The sequence below is a fragment of the Cupriavidus sp. HPC(L) genome, assembly GCF_000307735.3.
Classification (GTDB): Bacteria; Pseudomonadota; Gammaproteobacteria; order Burkholderiales; family Burkholderiaceae; genus Cupriavidus.
In genome coordinates this window covers 1-8396 of sequence record NZ_AMPR02000126.1, presented here as the reverse complement: position 1 = coordinate 8396, position 8396 = coordinate 1, and the positions used below count along the sequence as shown (strand labels likewise).

The window sequence follows — 8396 nt, the reverse complement described above, 5'->3', positions numbered from 1 at the left end:
GCGGCCTGCTGCGGCGCCGGCTTGGCGCCCTTCGCGTCCGGCGCGCGCTTCATGCCGTCGATCTCGGCGATCAGTTCGTATTCCGACGGCAGTTCATCGCCGCCGAAGCGGACCAGACGATCGTTGTCGAAGAACACGGTGAAGCGGCGCTGCTGCACCACCTGCGTATTGCCGCGCTTGAAGGAGAACACATAGTCCCAGCGATTGGCGTGGAACACGTCGGTCAGCAGCGGCGTGCCGAGCAGGAACTGCACCTGGTCGCGGGTCATGCCCTCGCGCAACTGCGCGGCGGCTTCGCGCGAGACGAAGTTGCCCTGGACAATATTGATCCGGTACGGCGTGATCGCGTTGGCGATCTTGCGGGAAGTGCTGTCGTAGGTCGAGCAGGCGGCGGAGGCCAGCGTGATGGCTGCCAGAAGCGTGGTCAGCAGCGCCGGGCGCAGGGCGGATGTTCGAATGGAATCCATGTAACTCGCAGTTCTCGCTACCGAAGGAAGGGAAAGTGCCGGTCGGTGGGCATGGGCCGCGTGTCCGCGCGGACACGCGCTCGCCGCCGCGTGAAGGGATCAGCGCATTGCCAGCACCGGCGGCGCCGGGCGACTTTTGCCGGCAAAACCCTTATGATTCAACAATCCAGACATTGTACTCTAGGGAGTCACGCCCATGCCGAGTCCGGCGGAACTCAAAAATATCGGCCTGAAAGCAACCGTGCCGCGGCTGAAGATCCTCGAAATCTTCCAGACCAGCGAGCAGCGCCATCTGAGCGCGGAAGACGTCTATCGCATCCTGCTCAACGAGCATATGGATATCGGGCTGGCCACCGTCTATCGCGTGCTGACCCAGTTCGAACAAGCCGGCCTGCTGTCGCGCAACAACTTCGAATCGGGCAAGGCCATCTTCGAACTGAACGAAGGCAAGCACCACGATCACCTGGTCTGTCTCGATTGCGGCCGCGTCGAGGAATTCTTCGACGGCGAGATCGAACAACGCCAGCAAAGCATCGCGCGCGAGCGTGGCTTCGCGCTGCAGGAGCATGCGCTGTCGCTGTACGGCAATTGCACCAAGACCGCTTGCCCGCATCGGCCCAAGCGCTGATGCACGGTACCGCGTGCGAGGAGGCACGCGGCGGCAACAAAAAAACCGGCGCCAGGCGCCGGTTTTTTGTTGTGCAGCGGTGCCGCGCACCAGATCTGCCTAGACCTGCTCGCGCTCGATCTCGGCCATGCGCTGGGGCAGCCCGGGCACCGGCACGCCGACAAATTCGGCCACGACCTGGCGGAACAGTCCGCGCGCCCAGACCAGCATCGGATGCGTGTTGCGGCTGCGGTGCCAGAACATGTTCAGGCCGAGCGTGGTCTGGATTTCGGCCGGCAGCGGGAACGCGTTCAGGCCGTAGCTTTCGCAGGCGACGTCCTTGGTCAGCGCGTTGACGGTGAAGATCATGTCGGTCTGCGCGGCCAGTTCGGCCTGGGCGCGCCACGAGTGCACGGTCAGCGCCGCATTGCGCTTCAGGCCGCGCTGCTGCAGCGCGTAGTCCAGCGGAATCAGCGAAGGTGCCGGGCGCCCGGTGCCGCCCGCCGAGGCCATGAAGATATGGCCGCACTCGAGATAGTGGTCCAGCGTGCAGGCTGTCTGCAGCAACGGGTGCCCCTTGCGCGCGCAAACCCACAGGTTCAGCGCGGCGACGGTTTCCTCGACGATCTCCGGGTGGCCGGTCGGCAGCGCGCTGAACGCCAGGTCCAGCTCGTTGGCGCGCATCGAGGCCACATCGGCCTCCCACGAATGGGATTCGACCAGACGGATATGCAGTTCGGGAGCCAGCTGCGCCAGGCGCAACACGAAGCGGTTGAACACCGTATCGCCGAGTTCGGCGGCAAAGCCGATATGCAGCGTGCCGGACGCGACCGCGGGATCGAAGTTATCGACGTCGCCCTCGTTGATCGAGGACCACAGGTCCAGCATCTCGCGGATCTTCGGACCGAGTTCGAGCGCGCGCGGCGTCGGCGTCAGGCCATGCGGGACGCGGATGAACAGCGGGTCGTCGAAGATCTCGCGCAGCCGGCCCAGCGAGTGCGATACCGCTGGCGCCGTCATGTGCATCTTCTCGGCGACATAGGTCGCGTTCCGCTTGCTGAGCAACTCGGTGAAGATCACGAGCAGCTTGGTGTCAACGTTCACCATGATCACGCCCAGTTCAGGTTTGATACGCGTGGCCAAGCGAGCGCACGCGAGGACACTAAGGCTAGTGTAAGATCAAATCGCCACTTCGGGGAAGCGAAAACGTCATTTTTACTCGCCCGGGAACCCCTCCGTAGCGGGGTTCTTGTGTCGTATTTACCATATTTTACAGTCCGTGCGTGGGCTGGCGCACACAGGCCATAAAAAACGGCGCCACATGGGCGCCGCTTCCGAGTCCCCGCCAAGGCGGTGACGTCGGCCATTGACCACAGGCCGATTTACTTGGCGTTCATCAGCGCCACGGTGGTATCGAGCATCCGGTTGGAGAAGCCCCACTCGTTGTCGTACCAGCTCGACACCTTGACCAGATTGCCGGACACCTTGGTCAGCGTCGCGTCGAAGGTCGACGAGGCCGGGTTGTGGTTGAAGTCGACCGACACCAGCGGTGCGGTGTTGTAGTCGAGGATGCCCTTGAGCTCGCCTTCCGACGCGGCCTTCAGGATCGCGTTGACTTCATCGACGGTGGTCTCGCGCGCGGCGACGAACGACAGGTCGACCAGCGACACGTTGATGGTCGGCACGCGGATCGCGAAGCCGTCCAGCTTGCCGTTCAGTTCCGGCATCACCAGGCCGACCGCGGCAGCGGCGCCGGTCTTGGTCGGGATCATCGACTGGGTGGCCGAACGCGCGCGGCGCAGGTCCTCGTGATAGACGTCGGTCAGCACCTGGTCGTTGGTATAGGCGTGCACCGTGGTCATCAGGCCGGTCACCACGCCCAGCTTCTCGTGCAGCGGCTTGACCAGCGGGGCCAGGCAGTTGGTGGTGCACGAGGCGTTCGAGATCACGGTGTCCGAGGCCTTCAGCACGTTGTGGTTGACGCCGTAGACGATGGTCGCGTCGACGTCCTTGCCGCCCGGCGCCGAGATGATGACCTTCTTCGCGCCGCCGGCCAGGTGAGCCGAGGCCTTTTCCTTGGAGGTGAAGAAGCCGGTGCACTCCATCACCACGTCGACGCCCAGCTCGCCCCACGGCAGTTCGGCCGGATTGCGGTTGGCCAGCACCCGGATCTTGTCGCCGTTGACGACCATGTAGTCGCCCTCGACCGACACGGTACCCGGGAACTTGCCATGGGCGGTGTCGTACTGCGTCAGGTGGGCGTTGGTCTTGGCATCGCCGAGGTCGTTGATCGCGACGATCTCGATGTCATGCTTCTTGCCGCCTTCGTAGTGGGCGCGCAGCACGTTGCGGCCGATACGGCCATAGCCGTTGATGGCAACCTTGATAGTCATGGTACGTCTCCTGAACGGGAAGTAGAAAAAGCTGCGGGCGCCCGGGCCGGCGACGGCAGCGCCGCCGCGCCCGCACGTCCCTGAAAGTCAGATCACGCTCTTGACGGTGTTCGCCACGTTCTCGACGGTGAACCCGAAGTGCTTGAACAATACGCCAGCCGGCGCCGATTCGCCGAAGGTGTCGATGCCCACCACCGCCTGCACCTGGTACTTCCACCAGAAGTCGGTGACGCCGGCCTCGACCGCCACGCGGGGTACGCCCGCGGGCAGCACCGTCGACTTGTATGCCGCATCCTGCTTGTCGAACACAGTCGTCGAGGGCACAGACACGACGCGCACACGGATGCCTTCGGCGGCCAGCTGGTCGGCCGCGCCGACCGCCAGGCCCACTTCCGAGCCGGTCGCGACGATCACCGCATCGGGCAGGCCGGTGCGCGGGTTGACGTTGTCGCGCAGCACGTAGCCGCCGCGCGCGATGTTGGCGCGGGTGGCATCGTCACGCTTCTGGAACGGCATGTTCTGGCGGCTGAAGATCAGACAGCTCGGACCGTTCTCGCGGCGGATCGCCTCGGCCCACGCCACCGCGGTTTCGGTGGTATCGGCGGTGCGCCAGACGTCCATGTTCGGGATCAGGCGCAGGCTGGCGACGTGCTCGATCGACTGGTGGGTCGGGCCGTCCTCGCCCAGGCCGATCGAATCGTGCGTAAACACGAACAGCGTGCGGATCTTCATCAGCGCCGCCATGCGCAGCGCATTGCGGCTGTAGTCGGAGAACGTCAGGAAGGTGCCGCCGTAGGGGATGTAGCCCCCATGCAGCGTGAGGCCGTTCATGATCGCGCTCATGCCGAACTCGCGCACACCATAGTTGATGTGGTTGCCCCATGCATCGACGCGTACCGCCTTGCTGCCCGACCAGTTGGTCAGGTTCGAGCCGGTCAGGTCGGCCGAGCCGCCGAGCAGTTCGGGCAGCACCGGCGCCAGCGCCTCGATCGCGTTCTGGCTGGCCTTGCGGGTGGCGATGGTCTCGGCCTTTTCCTCGCACTTGGCCAGATAGGCCTGCACCGCGGCGTCGAACGCGCCGGGCAGCTCCCCACGCATGCGGCGCTCGAACTCGCCGGCTTCGTACGGATAACGCTCCGAATAGCCCTCGAACAGCGCAGCCCAGGCCTTCTCCAGCGCGGCGCCATTGGCCTTGGCGTCCCACGCCGCATAGACCTCTTCCGGCAATTCGAACGGGGCGTGGCTCCAGCCCAGCGCCTCGCGCGTCGCCAGGATCTCGGCGCCGCCCAGCGGGGCGCCGTGCACGTCGTGGCCGCCCTGCTTGTTCGGCGAACCCTTGCCGATCACGGTGCGGCAGCAGATCAGCGTCGGCTTGTCGCTGGCCTTGGCCTGCGCGATGGCGGCGTCGATCGCGTTGACGTCATGGCCGTCGACCGCGCGGATCACGTTCCAGCCATAGGCCTCGAAGCGCTTCGGGGTGTCGTCGGAGAACCAGTGCTCGACGTCGCCATCGATCGAGATGCCGTTGTCGTCCCACAGCGCGATCAGCTTGTTCAGCTGCAGCGTGCCGGCCAGCGAGCAGGCCTCGTGGCTGATGCCCTCCATCAGGCAGCCGTCGCCGAGGAAGACATAGGTGTAGTGGTTGACGATGTCGAAGCCGGGACGGTTGAACTCCTCGCCCAGCAGCCGCTCGGCCAGCGCCATGCCGACCGCGTTGGTGATGCCCTGGCCCAGCGGGCCGGTGGTGGTCTCGACGCCCGGCGTGATGCCGTATTCCGGATGCCCCGCGGTCTTGCTGTGCAGCTGGCGGAAGTTCTTCAGCTCCTCGATCGGCAGCTCGTAGCCGGTCAGATGCAGCAGCGCGTACAGCAGCATCGAGCCGTGGCCATTGGACAGCACGAAGCGGTCGCGATCGGCCCACTTCGGATTGACCGGGTTATGCTTCAGATGACGGCTCCACAACGCGACGGCGATATCGGCCATGCCCATCGGCATGCCCGGATGGCCCGAATTGGCCTGCTGGACGGCGTCCATCGCCAGGACGCGGATCGCATTGGCCATCAGCGACGCGGGCTGGCTGGCATAGGGGCTGGTGGCTGGGTGTGCGAGGTGAGACATGCGGCGGGAAATTGGCGGCGGGAAAAGCGCGATTTTACCAGAAGGAGGCGACGTTTCCGGTACGGCGGCGACCCCGACGGCGCCTTCCGAGGCCGGCCTCGAATGGCGTGAATGGCTATCCAGAGGCGTCGGCTCCACACTGGCCGACGTCATCCCGCGCGCCTCGGTGCGCTCGCCCCATCAGCACATCGAGATAGGTGAGCATCCGCTGTTCGGCCGCGTGTTCCGGCTCGATGGCCGCATCATGAGCGCGGAAGCCGACGCGTTCATCCAGCATGAGGTAATGGTCCACCCGATGGCCGTAGCCCATGGCGCCTCCGCCAGCGCGCTGGTGATCGGCGGCGGCGACGGCGGCTCGGCGCGCGAACTGCTGCGGCTGCCGGGAATGCGCGAGGTCGTGGTCGCCGAGCTCGATGCCGAGGTCGTGCAGCTGGCGCGGCGCTGGCTGCCGGGCATCCACCACGGCGCCTTCGACGATCCCCGCGTGACGCTGGAGATCGGCGACGGACTCGCCGTGATGGAGGCGCTGCGCGATGCCGGCCGCCGCTTCGACCTGGTGGTATTCGACCTGACCGACGCCGACGATGGCAGCCCCGCCACGTCGTTGTTCAGCGCGCGCGGCCTGCAGGCGGCGCGCGACTGCCTGGCACCGGGCGGGGCGATGTCGCTGCATCTGGGGCCGCCCTTCCACCGCCCGGACACGGCGCAGCTGCTGTGGCGGCGGCTGCGCGACCATTTCCGGCTGGTACAGCCGATGACGGTGGCGATTCCCGTCTATGGCGCGCTGTGGGCGATCGCGGTGGCCAGCGACACGCTCGACGTGCGGGCCGCCGACCCTGCCATGCTGGCCGCCCGGCTCGCCGACTGGCGGCTCGACGGCGCGCTGCGCTGCTATCACGCCGGCCTGCATGCGGCGCTGTTCGCGCTGCCGCGCCACCTGCAATCGCTGTTCGACGGCGGCGCCACATCGACGTGATATGCTCGGCTGACCGCTCCACCGGGGGGACTTGCGGCAAGGCAGGCGCGGCGCTCGTCCGGCGTTCGCTTCGCGCGCGATACCCGCCACCGTGGAGCCCGGCGGCCACGCCGCACGGAATCCGGGAGGACACGATCATGACCAAACCTGCCAACACGCCCTGGCTGATTCCCTACCTGACGGTCGGCGACGCACGCCGCGCGCTCGACTTCTACAGCCGCGCCTTCGGCTTCGTGCCCGGCAATGTGGTCGACGAGAACGGCGTGCCGACCCATGCCGAGATGCACTATCACGGCGAGCTGGTCGTGATGTTCGCCCCCGAGGGCGCCTGGGGCAGCACCGCACGCACGCCGCGCTCGACCGGCTTCGAGTGCCCGCAGACCTTCTACCTGTACTGCGACGATGTCGACACGATGCATGGGCGCGCGGTGGCGGCCGGCGCGATCAGCCTGATGGCCCCGGGCGACCAGTTCTGGGGCGACCGCTATTGCATGGTCGAGGACCTCGACGGCTACCGTTGGGGCTTCGCACGGCCGCTGGACCAGGCTGTCGCCGCCGCCACCGGCTCGCAGGCCGCCTGACCGTCCGATGCCGGGCCCGCTGCCGCGACGGCGCGCATGACACCCATGTCGCGCCCGCCGCGGCGGGCCCTCCCCGCCTGACCGATTTCCCCTGGATTCGATGCCACCGCGCTTTTACGTCGATCAACCGCTTGCCGCCGATACCCTGCTGCCGCTTCCCGAGGCGGTGGTCCGCCATGTTCAGGTGCTGCGCCTGCATCCTGGCGAACCGATCACGCTGTTCGACGGACGCGGCGGCAGCCATGCCGCGACGCTGGTCGACATCGGCAAGCGCAGCGCGACCGCGCAGGTCGGCGCGCGCGACGCCGCCGAATGCGAGCTGCCGTTCCGCGTCACGCTGGCCCAGGGCATTGCCGGCGGCGACAAGATGGACTGGCTGATCGAGAAGGCAGTCGAGCTCGGCGTCGGCGCGATCCAGCCGCTGCAGACCGCGCGCGCGGTGGTGCGGCTCAGCGGCGAACGTGCGCAGAAGCGCCACGCACACTGGCAGGCGCTGGTCACCGCGGCCTGCGAACAATGCGGGCGCAACCGCTTGCCGGCGGTATCGCCGGTGGCTAACTTGGAGTCGTGGCTGGCGGCGATCCCGGCCGATGCGGGACAGCGGCTGCTGGTATCGCCGCGCGCCGAATCGACGCTGGTGGCGCTGGCCCAGGCGCACCGTGACGAATGGATTGCCGGCGGCGTCACGTTGCTGATCGGCCCCGAAGGCGGACTGTCGCCCGAGGAAGAACGCGCCGCGCTGGCGCAAGGTTTCACGGCGGTGTCGCTCGGACCGCGCATCCTGCGCACCGAGACCGCCGGTCTGGCCTGCCTGGCCGCGCTCAATGCGCTGCTGGGCGGATTCTGACGGCACCGCGCCGTCGACCGCTATCGACCGAGCCGGTCCGCAGCATGGCACCGGCCGGTCCGATAAATGAATCAACAACAAGGAGCTGAAGATGGGACTGCTCGATAGTGTGCTTGGCGGCGTGCTCGGCCAAACCAACCCGGCGCAGGCCGGCGAATCCGGCCAGTCCGGCATGAATCCGAAGATGATGCTGGCGCTCGGCCTGCTGGCGATGCTGGCGATGCGCGGCCGTCAAGGCGGCGCGGAAGCGACGCAGGATCCGGGCGGCATGGCCGGCGGCCTGGGCGGCATCCTCGGCGGGCTGGCCGGTGGCGGTGGCGGACTCGATCTCGGCTCGCTGCTGGGCGGCTTGATCGGCGGCCAGGGCGGCGCGGCCGGCGAAGCGCAGACGATCGGCGCGGCGGCTG

At 67.2% G+C, this 8396-nt stretch carries 8 protein-coding genes and 1 pseudogene; 5 read left to right on the top strand and 4 right to left on the bottom strand.

The window, feature by feature from the left end:
• On the bottom strand, window positions 1-467 hold a 467-nt coding region (locus B551_RS09460; RefSeq protein WP_023263965.1), incomplete at its 3' end, for an outer membrane protein assembly factor BamE.
• Between the two features lie 196 nt (window positions 468-663).
• Here B551_RS09460 and fur point away from each other — a divergent pair.
• A complete protein-coding gene (fur, locus tag B551_RS09455; protein WP_023263964.1) occupies window positions 664-1095 on the top strand; it encodes a ferric iron uptake transcriptional regulator in 432 nt (143 codons plus the stop codon).
• A gap of 99 nt (window positions 1096-1194) precedes the next feature.
• Here the strand turns inward: fur and B551_RS09450 are convergent, their stop codons facing one another.
• The 3 genes from B551_RS09450 to tkt form a co-directional block, all read right to left on the bottom strand.
• Window positions 1195-2181, bottom strand: a complete 987-nt coding sequence (locus tag B551_RS09450; RefSeq protein ID WP_043438440.1) for a LysR family transcriptional regulator — start codon at window positions 2179-2181, stop codon at window positions 1195-1197.
• Window positions 2182-2456: 275 nt separating this feature from the next.
• Entirely contained in the window at window positions 2457-3467 is a 1011-nt protein-coding gene (gene gap, locus B551_RS09445) for a type I glyceraldehyde-3-phosphate dehydrogenase (protein ID WP_006579985.1), read from the bottom strand.
• An 87-nt stretch (window positions 3468-3554) separates the two neighbouring features.
• The gene (tkt, locus tag B551_RS09440; RefSeq protein ID WP_172682451.1) at window positions 3555-5585 is read right to left on the bottom strand and encodes a transketolase; all 2031 of its coding nucleotides are present in this window, start codon (window positions 5583-5585) and stop codon (window positions 3555-3557) included.
• A 166-nt stretch (window positions 5586-5751) separates the two neighbouring features.
• On the opposite strand from tkt, the gene B551_RS09435 reads away from it, so the two are divergent.
• The 4 genes and pseudogenes from B551_RS09435 to B551_RS09420 form a co-directional block, all read left to right on the top strand.
• Window positions 5752-6561: a spermidine synthase gene (locus B551_RS09435; protein WP_006579402.1), complete on the top strand. Its 810-nt coding sequence runs from the start codon at window positions 5752-5754 to the stop codon at window positions 6559-6561.
• A gap of 137 nt (window positions 6562-6698) precedes the next feature.
• Complete coding sequence (locus B551_RS09430) at window positions 6699-7142, top strand: glyoxalase/bleomycin resistance/extradiol dioxygenase family protein (RefSeq protein WP_006579401.1); 444 nt, start codon at window positions 6699-6701, stop codon at window positions 7140-7142.
• A 100-nt stretch (window positions 7143-7242) separates the two neighbouring features.
• Window positions 7243-7989, top strand: coding sequence for a 16S rRNA (uracil(1498)-N(3))-methyltransferase (locus B551_RS09425; protein ID WP_006579400.1), 747 nt, complete (start codon window positions 7243-7245; stop codon window positions 7987-7989).
• 91 nt (window positions 7990-8080) lie between these two features.
• Window positions 8081-8396, top strand: a pseudogene (locus tag B551_RS09420) (hypothetical protein); the annotation flags it as partial.

Bases quoted from the DNA above. Each gene is read 5' to 3' on its own strand.
- fur (WP_023263964.1), top strand. From the start codon at position 664: ATGCCGAGTCCGGCGGAACTCAAAAATATCGGCCTGAAAGCAACCGTG.
- B551_RS09450 (WP_043438440.1), bottom strand. From the start codon at position 2,181: ATGGTGAACGTTGACACCAAGCTGCTCGTGATCTTCACCGAGTTGCTC.
- gap (WP_006579985.1), bottom strand. From the start codon at position 3,467: ATGACTATCAAGGTTGCCATCAACGGCTATGGCCGTATCGGCCGCAAC.
- tkt (WP_172682451.1), bottom strand. From the start codon at position 5,585: ATGTCTCACCTCGCACACCCAGCCACCAGCCCCTATGCCAGCCAGCCC.
- B551_RS09430 (WP_006579401.1), top strand. From the start codon at position 6,699: ATGACCAAACCTGCCAACACGCCCTGGCTGATTCCCTACCTGACGGTC.
- B551_RS09425 (WP_006579400.1), top strand. From the start codon at position 7,243: ATGCCACCGCGCTTTTACGTCGATCAACCGCTTGCCGCCGATACCCTG.